This is a genomic window from Bacillus sp. S14(2024) (genome assembly GCF_050473785.1).
GTDB classification, from domain to species: domain Bacteria; phylum Bacillota; class Bacilli; order Bacillales; family Bacillaceae_G; genus Bacillus_A; species Bacillus_A yunxiaonensis.
In genome coordinates, this window is sequence record NZ_JBFLUP010000006.1 from 4,517,501 (window position 1) to 4,535,000 (window position 17,500).

Annotated in this window: 14 protein-coding genes, 2 tRNA genes, 2 rRNA genes, 1 pseudogene and 2 riboswitches (1 of these 21 only partly in view); of the genes and pseudogenes, 6 read left to right on the forward strand and 13 right to left on the reverse strand. The window is 36.9% G+C overall.

The window, feature by feature from the left end; translation table 11 throughout:
- Nucleotides 1-225: 225 nt before the first annotated feature.
- Entirely contained in the window at nucleotides 226-1,551 is a 1,326-nt protein-coding gene (locus AB1279_RS22730; RefSeq protein ID WP_429752727.1) for an NCS2 family permease, read from the reverse strand.
- Nucleotides 1,552-1,680: 129 nt separating this feature from the next.
- Nucleotides 1,681-1,783, reverse strand: a riboswitch (purine riboswitch).
- A gap of 163 nt (nucleotides 1,784-1,946) precedes the next feature.
- A complete protein-coding gene (gene guaA, locus AB1279_RS22735) occupies nucleotides 1,947-3,485 on the reverse strand; it encodes a glutamine-hydrolyzing GMP synthase (RefSeq protein ID WP_429761104.1) in 1,539 nt (512 codons plus the stop codon).
- Nucleotides 3,486-3,636: 151 nt separating this feature from the next.
- Nucleotides 3,637-3,738: riboswitch (purine riboswitch) on the reverse strand.
- Nucleotides 3,739-4,388: 650 nt separating this feature from the next.
- On the opposite strand from guaA, the gene AB1279_RS22740 reads away from it, so the two are divergent.
- The 3 genes and pseudogenes from AB1279_RS22740 to AB1279_RS22750 form a co-directional block, all read left to right on the forward strand.
- On the forward strand, nucleotides 4,389-5,615 hold the full coding sequence (locus AB1279_RS22740; protein ID WP_429761105.1) for an ATP-grasp domain-containing protein: 1,227 nt from the start codon (nucleotides 4,389-4,391) through the stop codon (nucleotides 5,613-5,615).
- 473 nt (nucleotides 5,616-6,088) lie between these two features.
- Nucleotides 6,089-7,114: a YheC/YheD family protein gene (locus AB1279_RS22745; RefSeq protein ID WP_429761107.1), complete on the forward strand. Its 1,026-nt coding sequence runs from the start codon at nucleotides 6,089-6,091 to the stop codon at nucleotides 7,112-7,114.
- A gap of 210 nt (nucleotides 7,115-7,324) precedes the next feature.
- Nucleotides 7,325-7,480, forward strand: a pseudogene (locus AB1279_RS22750) (site-specific integrase); the annotation flags it as partial.
- Nucleotides 7,481-7,573: 93 nt separating this feature from the next.
- Here the strand turns inward: AB1279_RS22750 and groL are convergent.
- Nucleotides 7,574-9,211 carry a chaperonin GroEL gene (gene groL / locus AB1279_RS22755; RefSeq protein ID WP_429752739.1) on the reverse strand — a complete coding sequence of 546 codons (1,638 nt, stop codon included), beginning with the start codon at nucleotides 9,209-9,211 and terminating at the stop codon, nucleotides 7,574-7,576.
- A gap of 38 nt (nucleotides 9,212-9,249) precedes the next feature.
- The gene (groES, locus tag AB1279_RS22760) at nucleotides 9,250-9,534 is read right to left on the reverse strand and encodes a co-chaperone GroES (RefSeq protein ID WP_429752740.1); all 285 of its coding nucleotides are present in this window, start codon (nucleotides 9,532-9,534) and stop codon (nucleotides 9,250-9,252) included.
- 360 nt (nucleotides 9,535-9,894) lie between these two features.
- Between groES and AB1279_RS22765 the strand changes: the two genes are divergently transcribed.
- Nucleotides 9,895-10,623, forward strand: coding sequence for a CPBP family intramembrane glutamic endopeptidase (locus AB1279_RS22765; RefSeq protein ID WP_429752741.1), 729 nt, complete (start codon nucleotides 9,895-9,897; stop codon nucleotides 10,621-10,623).
- 2 nt (nucleotides 10,624-10,625) lie between these two features.
- Complete coding sequence (locus AB1279_RS22770) at nucleotides 10,626-10,823, forward strand: YdiK family protein (RefSeq protein ID WP_429752742.1); 198 nt, start codon at nucleotides 10,626-10,628, stop codon at nucleotides 10,821-10,823.
- Nucleotides 10,824-10,849: 26 nt separating this feature from the next.
- On the opposite strand, the gene AB1279_RS22775 is transcribed toward AB1279_RS22770, so the two are convergent.
- A complete protein-coding gene (locus AB1279_RS22775) occupies nucleotides 10,850-11,479 on the reverse strand; it encodes a redox-sensing transcriptional repressor Rex (protein ID WP_154712707.1) in 630 nt (209 codons plus the stop codon).
- Nucleotides 11,480-11,662: 183 nt separating this feature from the next.
- On the opposite strand from AB1279_RS22775, the gene AB1279_RS22780 reads away from it, so the two are divergent.
- The gene (locus AB1279_RS22780) at nucleotides 11,663-13,588 is read left to right on the forward strand and encodes an ATP-binding cassette domain-containing protein (RefSeq protein WP_429761109.1); all 1,926 of its coding nucleotides are present in this window, start codon (nucleotides 11,663-11,665) and stop codon (nucleotides 13,586-13,588) included.
- A 524-nt stretch (nucleotides 13,589-14,112) separates the two neighbouring features.
- Here AB1279_RS22780 and tsaD read toward each other — a convergent pair.
- The 8 genes from tsaD to AB1279_RS22820 all read right to left on the reverse strand — a co-directional run.
- Entirely contained in the window at nucleotides 14,113-15,129 is a 1,017-nt protein-coding gene (gene tsaD, locus AB1279_RS22785; protein ID WP_429761547.1) for a tRNA (adenosine(37)-N6)-threonylcarbamoyltransferase complex transferase subunit TsaD, read from the reverse strand.
- The gene (rimI, locus tag AB1279_RS22790; RefSeq protein WP_429761110.1) at nucleotides 15,129-15,572 is read right to left on the reverse strand and encodes a ribosomal protein S18-alanine N-acetyltransferase; all 444 of its coding nucleotides are present in this window, start codon (nucleotides 15,570-15,572) and stop codon (nucleotides 15,129-15,131) included. Before rimI ends, tsaD begins: the two co-directional genes overlap by 1 nt.
- Nucleotides 15,573-15,583: 11 nt before the next feature.
- Complete coding sequence (tsaB, locus tag AB1279_RS22795; RefSeq protein WP_429761112.1) at nucleotides 15,584-16,276, reverse strand: tRNA (adenosine(37)-N6)-threonylcarbamoyltransferase complex dimerization subunit type 1 TsaB; 693 nt, start codon at nucleotides 16,274-16,276, stop codon at nucleotides 15,584-15,586.
- Entirely contained in the window at nucleotides 16,257-16,730 is a 474-nt protein-coding gene (tsaE, locus tag AB1279_RS22800; RefSeq protein ID WP_429752747.1) for a tRNA (adenosine(37)-N6)-threonylcarbamoyltransferase complex ATPase subunit type 1 TsaE, read from the reverse strand. The genes tsaB and tsaE overlap by 20 nt, the downstream gene beginning before the upstream one ends.
- A gap of 190 nt (nucleotides 16,731-16,920) precedes the next feature.
- Nucleotides 16,921-16,996 (reverse strand) — tRNA-Asp (locus tag AB1279_RS22805).
- A 3-nt stretch (nucleotides 16,997-16,999) separates the two neighbouring features.
- Nucleotides 17,000-17,076, reverse strand: a tRNA-Met gene (locus tag AB1279_RS22810).
- 11 nt (nucleotides 17,077-17,087) lie between these two features.
- Nucleotides 17,088-17,203, reverse strand: a 5S ribosomal RNA gene (gene rrf, locus AB1279_RS22815).
- A gap of 50 nt (nucleotides 17,204-17,253) precedes the next feature.
- A 23S ribosomal RNA gene (locus AB1279_RS22820) occupies nucleotides 17,254-17,500 on the reverse strand; it runs 2,675 nt beyond the window's last position.

Sequence of the window (17,500 nt, forward strand, 5' to 3'; positions counted from 1 at the left end):
GCTCTCTCTACTACTGATGAAAGTTTTGATTTGTTTTTCTTATATAATTGTTAAAGAAACTATCAATTGAATAATCACGCAGTAAATGCCCCCTAATAAACGTAAGCAGTGCCCGGAACTCATACAACTCATTTTTCTCTTTCTCTATACGTTTATTATAAAAACTTCTAAAGATGCAAAAAAGGACTAGGCATCCCCACACCTAGTCCTTTCAAAAAACCCCTTTTATTTACGAACGTAGACAAAATAAAGTACGAATAAAACTCCCATTACATACATAATTGGATGAATCTCTTTACGACGACCGCTTACAACCATTGTAATTGGATAGAAGATAAAACCAATCGCAATTCCTGTCGCGATACTGTATGTGAGTGGCATTGAAATAATTGTAAAGAATGCCGGTACTGCAGTTTCGAACTTCTTCCAATCGATTTCCCCTAATGATGATACCATCAAAATTCCTACAATGATTAAAGCCGGTGCTGTTACAGCTGGTGTTACTACACTTAATAATGGTGAAAAGAAAAGTGCTAATAAGAAAAATCCCGCTGTTACAACTGCCGTAAATCCGGAACGTCCTCCAGCTGCTACCCCTGCAGAGGATTCAATATAAGACGTCGTTGTAGATGTACCAAGTATTGCCCCGATTACAGTCGCAATCGCATCAGAGAATAACGCTCTTCCTGCACGAGGTAATTTATTATCTTTCATTAATCCTGCTTGATTTGCAACTGCAACAAGCGTTCCTGCTGTATCAAAGAAATCAATAAAGAAGAAAGTTAAAATAACAGCAAACATTTTAGGAGTGAAAATATCACCAATATGTTGAAGAGCAACTCCGAATGTCGGCTCTAAACTTGGCACAGCACCAATAACTGCTTTTGGTGTATCTATCAATCCTGTCACTACACCAGCAATTGCTGTAAGAACCATCCCATAAAATACTGCTCCATTCACTTTTCTTGTCATTAAAATAACAGTTATAACTACACCGAAAATCGTAAGCAATGTTGTTCCTTTTGTTAAGTCTCCTAAACCAACAAGTACAGCATCATTTTTTACAATAATTCCGGCATTTTGAAAGCCAATAAACGCGATAAATAATCCAATCCCTGCAGCTACCGCAAATTTCAACTCTGTTGGAATTGCGTTAATAATCTTCTCACGAATACCGGAAGCTGTAAGAATGATAAAAAGAATACCTGATACTAATGTTCCAGCAATCGCTGTTTGCCACGGAATCTGCATTGTCAATAGAACTGTGTAAGCAAAGAAAGCATTAATTCCCATTCCCGGTGCTAATGCGATTGGATATTTTGCAAAAATCCCCATAATGAGTGATCCAATTGCTGCTGCTAATGCAGTTGCAACAAACACCGCACCTGCGTCCATTCCTGTTCCTGCCGGTAGTCCTTTAATATGCCCTAGCGACAATGTAGCCGGATTGACAAATAACACATACGCCATAGATAAAAATGTTGTTAATCCTGCAATGAACTCTGTTTTATAATTTGTGCCGAGTTCATCGAACTGAAAGTAACGTTTCATTCTATGTTTCCCCCGTTATATAATTGCTCGTCGTAACCCTTCCTAGCCCCTCTTTTATCTATAAAAATAAAAAAGGCTTCCATTGCATATACATGGAAGCGTCTGTAAACAAAGATAATTATCCCTTATCTTTATATTAAAACGCCTCGTAGTCAAGCCATTTACGGTAGCTAGGTAGAAACTTTCGGGCCATATTCCCGATATTATACGACGGCTGTAATATTCACTTTTATTATTAATTACATACTCATATTAACTCATATACATCCAAGTGTCAATCTAAAAACGAACGTTTTTTACTTAAAATCAAATTTCGTTCGTATAAAAACAAAAAAAGACGATCCATCTACACATAAAAGTATAGATGGATCGTCTTCTATATCATGAAATTCACTTTATTCCCACTCGATTGTTGCTGGTGGCTTAGAAGTAATATCATACACAATACGGTTCACGTGTTTCACTTCGTTTACGATACGTACAGAGATCTTCTCTAACACATCCCAAGGAATACGTGCCCAGTCTGCTGTCATACCATCGATAGATGTTACAGCACGAATACCTACTGTGTAATCATACGTACGCTCGTCACCCATAACACCTACGCTGCGCATGCCAGGAAGTGCAGTGAAATATTGCCAAACTTCACGGTCTAAACCAGCTTTTTTGATTTCTTCGCGTAAAATCGCATCAGATTCACGAACGATTTCTAGTTTTTCTTCTGTAATTTCACCTAATACACGAATACCAAGTCCTGGACCTGGGAATGGTTGACGCCATACGATTTCATCCGGAATCCCTAGTTCTGATCCTAATTCACGTACTTCGTCTTTAAATAACGTATTTAAAGGCTCGATTAATTTAAACTGCATATCTTCTGGAAGTCCACCAACGTTATGGTGAGACTTAATTGTTTGTGCAGTTGCTGTACCACTTTCAATAATATCTGTGTACAGTGTACCTTGTGCTAAGAAGTCCATTCCTTCTAATTTAGATGCTTCATCATCAAATACATAAATAAATTCGTTACCGATGATTTTGCGTTTTTGTTCTGGATCTTCAACACCTGCTAATTTGCTCATGAAGCGTTCTTGTGCATCCACTTTAATAACGTTCATGTGGAAGCCTTCGCTAAATGTTTTCATAACCCCTTCAGCTTCTCCTTTACGAAGTAAGCCGTGGTCAACGAAAATACATGTTAATTGATCACCGATTGCTTTATGAATTAATACCGCTACAACAGAAGAGTCTACACCGCCGCTAAGTGCGCATAATACTTTTTTGTCGCCAACTGTTTCACGAATCTTTTCTAATTCTACTTCAATGAAGTTCTCCATGTTCCAGCCTTCAGTACAACCACAAACACCGAATACAAAGTTCTTAATTAAATCATTACCGTGCTCAGAGTGACGTACCTCTGGATGGAATTGTACGCCGTATAAGTTTTGTGCTTCATTGCTCATACCAGCAATTGGGCAAGATTCACTTGTTGCATCTACTACGAACCCTTCTGGTAAGCCCGTTACTAAGTCCCCATGGCTCATCCAAACAACTTGTTCTTCTGGAAGGTTTGTATATAATTTCGATTGGTTCTCTACTTTTAATACTGCTTTTCCGTACTCACGATGGTTTGCACGTTCTACTTTTCCACCAAAGTGCTTTGTCATTAATTGCATGCCGTAGCAAATACCAAAGATCGGTAAGCCTAAGTCAAAGATTTTTTCGTCACAGTGGAATGCATTTTCGCCATATACACTGTTCGGTCCACCAGAGAAAATAATTCCTTTTGGATTCATCGCTTTAATTTCTTCTGCTGTAATCGTATGCGGATGAAGTTCACTATACACGCCAAATTCACGAATGCGACGCGCAATTAACTGGTTGTACTGACTTCCAAAATCTAAAACGATAATCGTATCGTGCTGTTTCTTCAAAATAATCACCCCATAGTTCTGTATATAAACATTTTCACCAATTTGGTAAAAACAATTACCAATATAATAAAAAAAGCCAGTCCCCTGCCCTCAGTCTCATAACAAAGAAAAGGCAGGAGCCTAGCTTTATAAAGGAACTTTCTCCTTATAAACATAGACACACTGCCTTCATAGTCAGGTTGTTTACGGTAACCCGGTAGAGACTCTCAATCCATATTATTGAGGATATATGAAGGAATACTTTATATTATCTTCCTAGATTCTAACAATGAAGTATGAATACGGTCAAGAGAGAAAGCGACAAAATTCTACAGAAATTATTTTCCTCATACAATAAATCTTCTCTCAATCATTTTTTCCTTAGCTCGCACCATAATTTCATTAACCCCTCATATTGCTAGAAAAACAAAAACATCCATCTCTAGATAGAGGTGGATGTTTCAAGGCGCATGAAATTACATCATCACTCCCACTCATTTGAATATATAACAAAGGAAAATAAAACTTTAAAAATGTCTTCAAATCAACGTTTTTAAAGTTTCTGTCTAAATAACTTTAAATAAAATACAAATAACATGTACACAAAACAACAAAATTCTTTAATAAAAATCCCTTCCGGTTTGATGTGGCCCATGTCAAAGTAAACAGCAATAAAAAGCACCTTTCCTATATTTATATGGACTCAAGTTATTTAATTTCTTTTGCAATCGTTTATAAAACGGTCGTTGTTTATATTCACTTTTGGGAACCCAACATTTTTCTAACAACTCAATGGCTTCTTGTTTACTGCCAATTTTGTAAATTAGATAAAGAGTTGAGAACAAGCCTTGACAAGTATTTATATTATATAAGTGTAGAAATAAAATACCTGATAAAAACATCAAAGGAGGATGACGTAAGCACATGAAAACCATTGTTTTTATTGAAACTAATAAATCTGGATCGTGTAGGGAAGCAATCAAAGCAGCAGAACGACTCGGTTTTTTTACAGTGTTATTAACCAATAAACCAAAATTCATTCATCAAAGAACAGAATTCCCCGATGTCCATCAAATGATTTTAGTGAGATTATCCAATTACAAGGACTTAAAAGAAAACATCATCAAGCTACAAAAACAAGGTAAACAAATAAAAGGTATTTTTAGTTTTGTACATCCTTACGTTCATGTAGCAGCATCCTTATCAGAAGAATTTTGTCCAAGTGTAGTCTCTAGTGATCCAATTTTAAAAATGGAAAATAAAGTTTTAACTCGTGAGCTTCTCAAAGGCCTTCCAATGTCCCCCTATTTCGCCATTTATAACCCTAATGATTCCTTAAAGAAGTTTATTGATAAACAAAAGAAATATTTACCTCTTATTGTAAAATCCCCAGTATCTGCAGGATCAAAAGATGTTATTTTGGCAAATGACGAGAACCAATTAAAGCTAGCAATACAAAAATTACTAACAAAAAATGACCATATTTTGATAGAGGAGTATCTAACAGGACCCCAATATTTGGTTGAGGCTTTAGTACACAATGGGAAAGTTCATATTATCGCAATAATTGAGCAAGAGATTACGTTTTTTCAACGCTTTATTGTAACCGGATATGATTTGCTAACAGATATCGATCAAAGCCTATATGATAAAATCCATGAGACAATAAGTTCCATCTTAAAGGCTTTTCAAATGAACAATGGTGCCTGTCACCTTGAAATGCGCTTAGTACAAGGATCATGGAAATTAGTTGAAATCAACCCAAGAATCTCAGGTGGTGCGATGAATCGAATCATTGAAATCGGATATGGGATTAATTTAGTAGAGGAAACCATTCATTTAATGTTAGGAAATGAGCCTTGCCTGACTAAAAAACACAGTAAGCATGTATATGCACATTATTTAACAGTTGATTCTGAAGGAAAATTAATTAAGGTAACGGGAAAAAATCGCAGCTCTCAATATCCCGGTGTAGAAGAGGTGTATATAAAACCCCGACAAGGACAAATTTTGCGTCCGCCTATATCAATGGGAGATCGTTGCGGATACATTCTTGCATCCTCAGATGATAAAGAAGAAGCAAAAAGAATTGCTAGGGAAGCAGCTAGTGAGATACGTTTCTATCTTGAACCAACCAATTTGAAATGTTAGAGTGACAAATCATGAATTTATATATAAATGGATATTTTTATTACAAATTAGAAGAATTAAGAGAAACATTCGCAACTCGAACATGAGTGTTTATTCAATTCTAGAATCGATTTTGGAAAAGAAAAATAGAGCAGAAAAGCAAAAGGAGTTCCAGCAAACCTCCCTCTACCTAACGATATAAAAACGGTATTCATATCCTCTTGTATTCTTCCTTGTAGCAAAATCATTTTCCTTATAAGGGGATATCGATCATTGTCTTCCTGATTCATTTAGAACTTTTAAAACCAGTTTTTTCTGTATTGAACCATTTAAAAACCGTTCTTATACTTTTCTGTCTTTAATGCGCCTTTTTGATGAAAATAGAGAACTAGCAAGCTCTATCTTAAACACTTACAGATTGTAAAATGATTTTTAAAAATTTCTAGTCTTTTCATTTGGAAGAGGAATTTAAAGAGAGGTGGAATAGAAATATCATGACGCTAATAGGCATGCTTCATCATCGGTCAGATCCAAATAACGTAAAAAAGGCATATGCTTATGCCGCTGTAGCAAAAACTGAAGGTGTAAACTTTTTTTACTTTACCCCGGGAAATGTAAATTTAGAAAAGCAAAAAATTTTAGGAAAGGTCTATGAAAACGGTAAATGGATTGAAAAGGAATTTCCCTTTCCAGATGCCATTTATAATGCAAGTTATCCTATAAGTGATAAAGCGGAGCAAGTCTTTGATTATTTAGCCGAAAGGATTCCGTTTACAAGCCATTCAATCGGAGACAAATTAACCGTATATAACAGAATTAAACAGGCAAAGGAATTTGAACAATACCTTATTCCTTTTAAAATATTAACTGATGTTCAGATTTTTTTTGACATGATCAAACGTTATGAAAAAGTTATTATTAAACCAAGGTCTGGACATCAAGGTGGGGGCGTTGTTCTTATTGAAAAATATAGAAAAAATTATTATAAAATTAATGAGGCAGGCATATCATCAACTCTTAAAGAAAAACAATTGTTAAACTTGATATCTAATAAAATACAAGAATCAGATTACTTAATTCAACAGTTTATTTCAAGTCAAACAAAATCTGGTCTTGTTTTTGATTTCCGTCTTCATGTACAAAAAAATGGGGAAGGAAAATGGGTTATTACTTCTATTTATCCAAGGATTGGACGCCTGGGGACCATTACATCAAATATGGGTAGTGGTGGTTATAGTACTTATCTAGATATTTTCTTAAAAACAGAGTTTGATGACTCCTGGTACGATACTCAAAGATATCTTGAACAATTTGCGCTAAGCTTTTCTAACCATTTTGATTCTTTATATGATAATGAATCGTTGGATGAATTAGGAATTGATGTCGGGATCGATGAAAACCAAAAACTATGGTTGTTTGAGGTAAATTGGAGGCCAGGTCCCCCTAATATATATAATATTGAATTAGATGTCGTTAAAAATACGATTCTTTATGCTAAATATTTAGCTGATACAAAATAAATAAGATTCATATTTAGTATGCTTCATTTGGTAATATTTTAATTAATTCACCAAAATACCCAAGGTTATTATGCCTTGGGGTTTCATTTATTCTATACATATCGCTTCATAGCACTCTCTATTGCTAAGTTTGTACTTCTTTCCATGTTTGTATAACGTTAGGCATACCTTTCTAATACTTTGTTTGCCTCGTCCACTAAAAAATATCCTTTATTACTTCAAGCTGAAGTAGAGATTAAAGAAATACAGCAACGACTAAGACATACTGGCATAAATACCACAATGAATATCTATGCTCATATGACTGTCAACATAGAAGAAAAGGCCTCCCAAAAGTTTGATAAACTAATGGAAGACCTTCTCTAACTGTGAATTTTTCTTTTGTTATGTCTTTGTCATATTTGATGGATGCACCAGGCCATCCTAAAACGTTGATATAATTGGGGTTTCAGACCCTAATTACATCATGCCGCCCATACCGCCCATGCCCATGCCGCCCATGTCAGGCATTCCAGCAGCACCAGCTGGTTCTGGTTTGTCAGCAACTACAGCTTCAGTTGTTAAGAACATTGCTGCAACAGATGCTGCGTTTTGAAGAGCTGAACGAGTTACTTTCGTTGGATCTACGATACCAGACTCAAGCATGTTTACCCACTCGCCTGTTGCTGCGTTGAAACCAACGCCTACCTTTTCGCCTTTTAAGCGTTCTACAACAACAGAACCTTCTAAACCAGCGTTGATTGCGATTTGACGAACTGGCTCTTCTAATGCGCGAAGTACGATGTTAATACCTGTCGCTTCGTCACCTTCAGCTGCAAGACCAGCTACTTTAGCATATACGTTCATAAGTGCAGTACCACCACCTGCAACAATACCTTCTTCTACTGCTGCACGAGTTGAGTTAAGTGCATCTTCAATGCGAAGTTTGCGCTCTTTTAATTCAGTTTCAGTTGCTGCACCTACTTTAATTACAGCTACGCCGCCTGCTAATTTAGCAAGACGCTCTTGTAATTTTTCACGATCGAATTCAGAAGTTGTTTCTTCTAACTGCGCACGGATTTGACCGATGCGAGCTTCGATTTGTTCTGTATTTCCTACACCTTCAACAATTGTTGTATTTTCTTTCGTTACAACAACTTTGCTAGCGCGTCCTAAAGATGCGATAGTTGCAGATTTTAAGTCGCGGCCTAATTCTTCTGTAATCACTTCACCGCCAGTTAAGATCGCAATATCTTCTAACATAGCTTTACGACGATCACCGAAGCCAGGAGCTTTAACAGCTACTACGTTGAACGTACCACGAAGTTTATTTACTACTAATGTAGCTAACGCTTCGCCTTCTACGTCTTCAGAGATGATAAGAAGTGGTTTACCTTGTTGTACCACTTGCTCTAATACTGGTAAGATTTCTTGAATGCTAGAAACCTTTTTATCAGTAATTAAGATAAATGGGTTATCAAGAACTGCTTCCATTTTATCAGAATCAGTAATCATGTAAGGAGAAGCATATCCACGATCAAACTGCATACCTTCTACTACATCTAATTCTGTTGTGAAACCTTTAGATTCTTCTAATGTAATAACGCCGTCGTTACCAACGCGCTCCATTGCTTCTGCAATTAATTGTCCTACTTCTTCGTCAGCAGCAGAAATAGCAGCTACTTGTGCGATAGAAGATTTACCTTCAATTGGTTTAGAGATTGTTTTTAATTCTTCTACTGCTGCAACAACAGCTTTTTCGATACCTTTACGAAGACCCATTGGGTTTGCACCAGCTGTTACGTTTTTTAAACCTTCACGAATCATAGCTTGTGCTAATACAGTTGCAGTTGTCGTACCGTCACCAGCTACATCATTTGTTTTGCTAGCAACTTCTGCTACTAATTTTGCACCCATATTTTCAAATGCATCTTCTAATTCGATTTCTTTTGCAATTGTTACACCGTCATTTGTAATAAGCGGAGAACCGAATTTTTTCTCAAGTACAACATTGCGACCTTTTGGTCCAAGCGTTACTTTTACTGCGTTTGCAAGAGTGTCGACACCGCGAAGCATCGAACGACGTGCTTCTTCACTAAATTTAATATCTTTTGCCATAATATTTGACCCCCTTGAATTTTTAAAGATTTATATAATTAACCGATAACTGCTAAAATGTCGCTTTCACGTAAAATCAAGTATTCTGCACCTTCGTATTTCACTTCAGTACCTGCATATTTTGAGAAGATAATACGATCGCCTACAGCTAACTCTAAAGCAACACGCTCACCATTTTCAAGCACACGACCAGTACCAACTGCCACTACTTTACCTTCTTGTGGTTTTTCTTTTGCAGTGTCTGGTAATACAATACCACTTGCTGTTTTTTCTTCTGCTTGAACAAGTTCAATTACAACGCGATCACCTAATGGCTTTAGCATGAACAATAACCTCCTCAATTTACTATGTAAATTTTATGTTTATTAGCACTCAAACACTTCGAGTGCTAACACACTTATTATAATAAAGAATCTTATTTTCTTTTGCAAGTGAAAAAATCGTAATTTTTCGGAAAACTATTTCACATCCTCTTCATACGCTTTACCGGGTGGGTAGCGTAATAATGTAATACCAAAATCCTCGGCTCTCAAAAGATCGGCACTGATAGAAGATTCAATTTTATATTCCATCGTTTTTCCCTCTTCTCCTATGTTACAATAAGAAGATGCCATAAGTTGTTTTCTCTATGGGTAGAGCATTTTCCTTTTTCATTACAAAAAATTTAAAAAGGAGTTACAAAATTGAAGAGACAATACTGGTGGGTTGTTGTTACATATATTTTAATGCAATTATCAGGTGTAATTGGAGGATTGGTCCTTTTAAAAAGCGGGATATACAACAATGGAAACAGAACTTTTGAAGAAAAGGTTCAATTAGCAACTGCACATTGGGGACTAATTAGCTTCTTTGTCGCTCTTATTATTATCCTTCTGTTATTACGCAACGATACACAATCAGAAAAATGGGAGCGGGAAAAGACAAACATTCCTGCTACAATAGGATGGATTATTTTAGGAGTTTTTCTTGCTCTATTCGCCCAAGTAATTGCCGGTACTATCGAAACACAAATTTTTAAAGTTAAAGCTGAATCTGAAAATACACAAAACATTATCGATATTATAAAAGCTGCTCCATTATTTATAATTGTTTCGTCTATATTTGCTCCTATTCTTGAAGAAATTGTATTTAGAAAGATTCTATTTGGAACACTATATAAACGGTATAATTTCTTTATCGCAGCAATTGTGAGTTCACTTATATTTGCTTTAATTCATTTTGACCCTACACATTTATTAGTGTATATTTCCATGGGGCTTGTTTTTTCATTTTTATACGTAAAAACGAAACGGATTATTGTACCTATTATGGCTCATGTTATGATGAATACAAATGTTATGTTAATTACATTTGTACTACATCCCTATCTAGAAAAAGCTGAAAAATTGCAAGGATTTATCGGAGGATTTTAAACATGCGAAATTCACCATTTGTTATGGCAACTTTGTATTTTCTTCTCGGGTGTATTTTTACATACTTAGCAATTACAAGTGTTGAGGATACAGTTTGGAACTTTTATACACTATTACTTTCCGTAATGGCAACGGTTGATTTTAGTTTGGCACTTCGCCTAATTTTTTCTAAACCGAAAAAAGGCAGTATGAAGAAATAATAAAAACGCAGGGAATTCCTGCGTTTTTATTGTGGATAATTTTTCAAAAAGTATACAAGCGTTTGTAATTCTACCGCTAAATCGATATGATGAATTCGAATGTGTTCTACTATATTTAACCTAGCAGGTGTAAAGTTTAAAACTCCTTGTATACTCGTGTGCGATAAGCGATCTGCTACAGCTTGTGCAACAGAAGCAGGTACTGTTAATATTGCCACTTTTATATCATCTGATAGTTTTTCTTCTAATTCATCCAGGTGATATACTGGAATTCCTCCGATTTCTTTTCCAACTTTCTCTTCATCAACGTCAAATGCCATCTCAATTTTTGTGTTATTATTTTTCGTAAAATTGTAATGTAAGAAAGCTGTCCCTAAATTACCTACCCCTATTAGGGCTACACGCGTTACATCATCTTGGTCAAGTGTTTCACGGAAAAACGACAATAAATAATTTACGTTATAGCCGTATCCCTTTTTCCCTAATGCCCCAAAGTATGAAAAATCTCTTCGAATTGTCGCAGAATCTACTTTCACCGCTTCACTTAATTCAGCAGATGATACGCGTTGCTTACCAGATAACGATAAGTTTTGGATAAATCGATAGTATAGAGGCAATCTTTTGGCAGTCGCCTGCGGAATTTTAGGCTGCTCCATGCAACCCCCTCCTCTCTTCCTATCTGTTCAAGTGATTGAAACATGTACGGAAGTTTAGCATTGAAAGTTTTCCTTGTATAATAGAGAGAGAACTTCTCTATTTATGTTCAACTATACACTATTTTTAGTATGATTGAGAAATATAATCATGGCAAAGTTAAGAAATTATTTGAGGTGAAAACATTGATTTTACTACAAGTGAATAACCTTTCCAAGTTGTACGCCGCTGAAGTGATTCTTTCAAACATTAAGTTAGAGGTACAGACGCGTGATCGCATTGCACTTGTCGGCCGTAACGGCGCTGGAAAGTCTACATTATTAAAGATTATTGCAGGAGAACTATCCCATGACAGCGGAGAAATTATTAAACCAAAAGATGTATCTATCGGCTACTTAGCACAGCACACTGGTCTTGAAACGTCATTAACCATTTGGGATGAAATGTTAACGGTATTTCTAGATTTACAACACATGGAGAAAGAACTCCGAAGGCTAGAACAAGAAATGGGGAAAGAAGAAAATTTCACAAATGTCACCGTACATGAAAGATTGTTAGCAGAGTATGATCGCCTGCAATTAGATTATAAAAATAAAGGCGGCTACCAATACGAAGCTGATATTCGCTCTGTTTTAAGCGGACTCGGCTTTCCTTCTGAGACACACGGAACAACAATCTCCACATTAAGCGGTGGACAAAAAACTCGTTTAGCTCTTGGCAAATTATTATTAACAAAACCAGATTTGCTTATTTTGGATGAGCCAACCAACCATTTAGATATCGATACATTAACGTGGCTGGAACAATATTTACAAGGCTATCCTGGTGCTATTTTAATCGTTTCACACGATCGATACTTTCTAGATAAACTCGTAACACAGGTGTATGAAATCTCTAATAAGCAAAGTCGAAAATACACAGGGAACTACAGTAAGTATTTAGAACTTAAAGCCGCACTATACGAACAAGAGATGAAGCGTTACGAAAAACAGCAAGAAGAAGTCACAAAGTTACAAGACTTCATTCAAAAAAATATCGCCCGTGCATCTACAACAAAACGGGCACAAAGTCGCCAAAAACAATTAGATCGTATGGAGCTTATGACAAAACCACTCGGTGATGCAAAATCTGCTTCTTTCCATTTTGATATCGATAGGCAAAGCGGCAATGATGTACTACAAGTAAAAAATGTCACAATTGGTTATAATAACGAGCCAATCATTGAGCACATTCATTTCCAATTAACGAGAGGAGATAGTGTTGCCCTTGTCGGTCCAAATGGAATCGGAAAATCCACCTTATTAAAATCTCTTGTGGATAAACTTCGTCCTTTAAACGGCAGTATTTCATTCGGCTCTAACGTTTCTATTGGATATTATGACCAAGAACAAGCAAACTTAACATCATCGAAACGTGTATTAGATGAGCTTTGGGATGATTACCCGATGCAACCAGAAAAAGAAATCCGCACAGTACTTGGAAACTTTTTATTTTCTGGTGATGATGTTTTAAAGCCAGTCTCTTCTTTAAGTGGTGGACAGAAGGCACGTTTAGCCCTTGCAAAACTTATGATGCAAAAATCAAATGTACTTATTTTAGATGAACCGACAAACCATTTAGATTTAAGTAGCAAAGAAATATTAGAAAATGCTCTTATTGATTTTCCGGGAACTATTTTATTTGTTTCCCATGACCGCTATTTCATTAATCGCATCACCACAAAAGTTATTGAGTTATCAACAGACGGGGCAGTGGAGTATCTAGGCGATTACGATTATTATGTAGAAAAGAAAAATGAAATGTTAGAACGGGCGGAACTTGAAGAACAAGAAACAAATAACCCTGTACAAAAACAAGTGGCACAAGAAAAATTAAATTATATTGAAGAAAAAGAACGTAAAAAGCAAGAGCGTCAACGTATGCGTAGAATTGAAGAATTAGAAGAAAACATTGCTGCAATGGAAGAGCAAATTGCTACACTAGAAGAACAACTTTGTCTGCCTGAAGTATATGCTGATTATGAAAAAGCAAGTAATATTACAGCAGAAAAACAAACACTACAAGAACAATTAGAAGCATGTATGGAAGAATGGGAAGAATTACAAATATAAAGTGAAACTTCTATCATTGGGGTTTTTTCATCCCCCACCTATCTTCTGTAGAAAAGCGGAAGCGGCTCGCCCAGAATCGCAGGACGTTGGAGCACCCGACAGAGAGGCGCTTTTCGCCTCGTCCGAAGGGGCGAAACGACCGGAGATTCTAGCCGCTAGAGCTGGACAATGCTTCTCTCTCCATCTTGAGATGGGAGATCTTACTGCCCGCGAATAGCGGGATAAAAAGGTTAGCATTTACGCTAACCTTTTTATTTATCCACAACATTATTCACATATTCATTTTCATATTATCAAGCTATACATAAGTTTTCCACATTATCCACAAACGCAATAATATTTATCCACACTTTATACTCACAAAAAAACCTATATTATCAACAGATAATATAGGTTTTATCCACAGGTTGTGGTTAATTATGTGTATAAAGTGAAACTTCTATCTGTAGTCCCACTAACATGTAACTAAAGTTATCTTCCTTAACGAGAGTAGAACATTTACTGTCTCATTAAACACGGAATAACTATGATTCAATATCCAAGCCAGGGTTTGCATTTAATGCCAATGTTGCCCTCTTTCCTTGCTCATATGCAATTGTACCAGCCGCAGCAATCATAGCAGCGTTATCTGTGCATAAAGATAACGGTGGAATAATAAGCTTCACATCGTTTTTATTTGCAAACTCCGCTTCCAATCGAGCTCGTAATCCTTTATTTGCCGCAACCCCTCCAGCAAGAAGCACTTGCTTCACGCCATACTCCTCTGCTGCTCGTACTGTTTTTGTTACTAACACATCAATTACACTTGCCTGAAAACTTGCAGCTAAATCTTCAGGAGTAAGTTCTTCTCCTCGCTGCTTTGCGTTATGCACAGTGTTAATAACTGCGGATTTTAAACCACTAAAGCTAAAGTCATAAGAATCTGGTTCAAGCCATGCACGAGGTAGATCGATTGTCGGCTCTCCTTCATGAGCAAGACGATCAATGTGTGGCCCCCCTGGATATGGCATTGATAACGTACGTGCCACCTTGTCGTATGCTTCTCCTGCAGCATCGTCTCTTGTTTCACCAATTACTTCAAATAAACCATGCTCTTTCATATAAACAAGCTCTGTATGTCCACCAGATACAACGAGAGACAACAATGGAAACTGCAGTTCTTGTACTAAGCGATTCGCATAAATATGTCCAGCAATATGATGCACGCCAACCAATGGGATACCATGTGCAAAAGCTACTGCTTTTGCTGCATTCACACCAATTAACAATGCCCCAACAAGTCCTGGACCCTCTGTAACAGCAATTGCATCAATATCTTCAAATGTAATTTGTGCTTCTTTTAACGCTTCTTCTAATACAACTGTTATTTGTTCCACATGGTGGCGAGACGCAATTTCCGGAACAACCCCGCCAAAACGTTTATGGCTTTCAATCTGCGAAGCTACAATGTTCGCTAAAATTTCTCGTCCATTTTTCACAACTGCCACAGCAGTTTCATCACAACTTGTTTCAATACCTAGTATAATTGTATCTTTTTTCATCATAAGTTCACCCACATTACAAGACCATCTTCATAATTGTCTGTATAGTATCTTTTGCGAATTCCGCCATTTTGAAAACCATGTCTTCGATATAACTTTTTCGCAACTTCATTTGAAACACGAACTTCAAGTGTCATCGTCTTTGCTCCAAGATCTCTCGCTTTGTTTATTACTTCTTGTAATAACGCTTCTCCAAGCCTTTGACCACGGTATTGTGGTAATATCGCAATGTTCGTAATATGTGATTCATCAAGAACAATCCAAAGTCCGCAATAACCTAGAATTCCTTCCTCTGTTTCCATTACAACGTAGTGTGCATACTCATTCATGTTTAGTTCTCGCTCAAATGCTTCGGCAGTCCAAGGAGTCGCAAATGAAGATTCTTCAATCACAACAATTTGTGGAATATCCTCTTCCCTCATACTTCTAAATGTAATGTTCATTCATGAGACCCCTATTTCTTTTGACTTTCTAGCCATTTTGCCTCTGCTTCTGCCAAACGAAGATAACTTGGAACGAATGTATGCACAGATTGCTCTTCTTTCTGTAAACCTAAGAAAGCTAACTCACTTGGGCGTGGATTATGTTTTGTCAGCGGGGCAAATACCGCTTGATTCCCTAAGTGTTCTACAATTGTATCTTTATGCTGTTCTACATCATTTCCGATAAATAAAATAGGTTGTCCTATCTCTTTTAACATTTGTAGCCAATCAGCAATAAGAATAATACGATCCTCTTTCACAGATTGTAACTCTTGTTCTCTATATGTATATAGGCCTGTATAAATTTGCTGACGACGGCCATCAAATAACGGACAAATATACCCTGAGAAATTTATTCCGTTTGCTGCCAGCACTTCTAAACTTGATACACCAACAATCGGGATTTGCAATGACCAAGCTAATGTTTTGGCCACTGTTACACCAATACGAACACCTGTATAAGAGCCTGGTCCAGCTGCTACAACGATTTTATTCAATTCCTTTGGTTTCACACTACATTCTTGTAAAAGCTGCTCTACTGCTGGCATCAGACGCACAGAATGATTTTTTGTTAAGTTTGTAATGATTTCTCCAACAACCGTATTTCCATCAATAAGAGAAACTCCCATTACATAGTTAGAAGTATCAATTGCTAGTACTTTCATTTTGTAATAGCTCCTCACATAATCTAATATAACGTTCTCCGCTTGGCTCTAATACAATTTTTCTTGTACTATCCCCCGTGTGGAATAAACTGATTTTTAAAAGTGAAGATGGTAAAAAAGCCTCTATTAAATGTGCCCATTCCACCACTGTTACACCTTCACCATAAAAATATTCATCAAACCCTAAATCTTCTTCGCTCTCCGCTAGGCGGTATACATCCATATGATACAGAGGTAATCGTCCCTTATATTCTTTAATAATATTGAACGTTGGACTATTCACAACACGTTTCACACCAAGACCTTTTGCAAGACCTTTTGTAAATGTTGTCTTACCTGCACCTAAGTCCCCTTCTAAAATTAAAACATCCTGCGCCTGAACTAATTTTCCAAGCCTTTCTGATAAATTCTGCGTTTCTTCTGAGGACATTGTTGTTATTTCATATTTATTCAAAGGTTTCACCTACCTTACTGTTAGTATTCCCTGCTCTTTATTATACAGATTTTTTATTTTTGTTTCAGTTTCGAATATATAAAAAAGACCTTAGGAGTTGTCCTAAGGATAAGATTGACTGTCTTATAAGTTGAATTAAAGTAAATAAAAAAATACGAAACATATTGTTTCGTTCTTTAATTTATATAAGTGGCGGTCCCGACCGGGGTCGAACCGGCGATCTCCTGCGTGACAGGCAGGCATGTTAACCACTACACCACGGGACCATTTGGTTGCGGGGACAGGATTTGAACCTGCGACCTTCGGGTTATGAGCCCGACGAGCTACCAGACTGCTCCACCCCGCGATGATAATAAAGCCTGGCAACGTCCTACTCTCACAGGGACAAAGTCCCAACTACCATCGGCGCTAGAGAGCTTAACTTCCGTGTTCGGTATGGGAACGGGTGTGACCTCTCTGCCATCATTACCAGACTTATGAAGGTATATTCCTTCAAAACTAGATAACATTTGCTTCATATTATATGGTTAAGTCCTCGATCTATTAGTATTCGTCAGCTCCACATGTCACCATGCTTCCACCTCGAACCTATCAACCTGATCATCTTTCAGGGATCTTACTAGCTTACGCTATGGGAAATCTCATCTTGAGGGGGGCTTCATGCTTAGATGCTTTCAGCACTTATCCCTTCCGCACATAGCTACCCAGCTATGCCCTTGGCAGAACAACTGGTACACCAGCGGTGCGTCCATCCCGGTCCTCTCGTACTA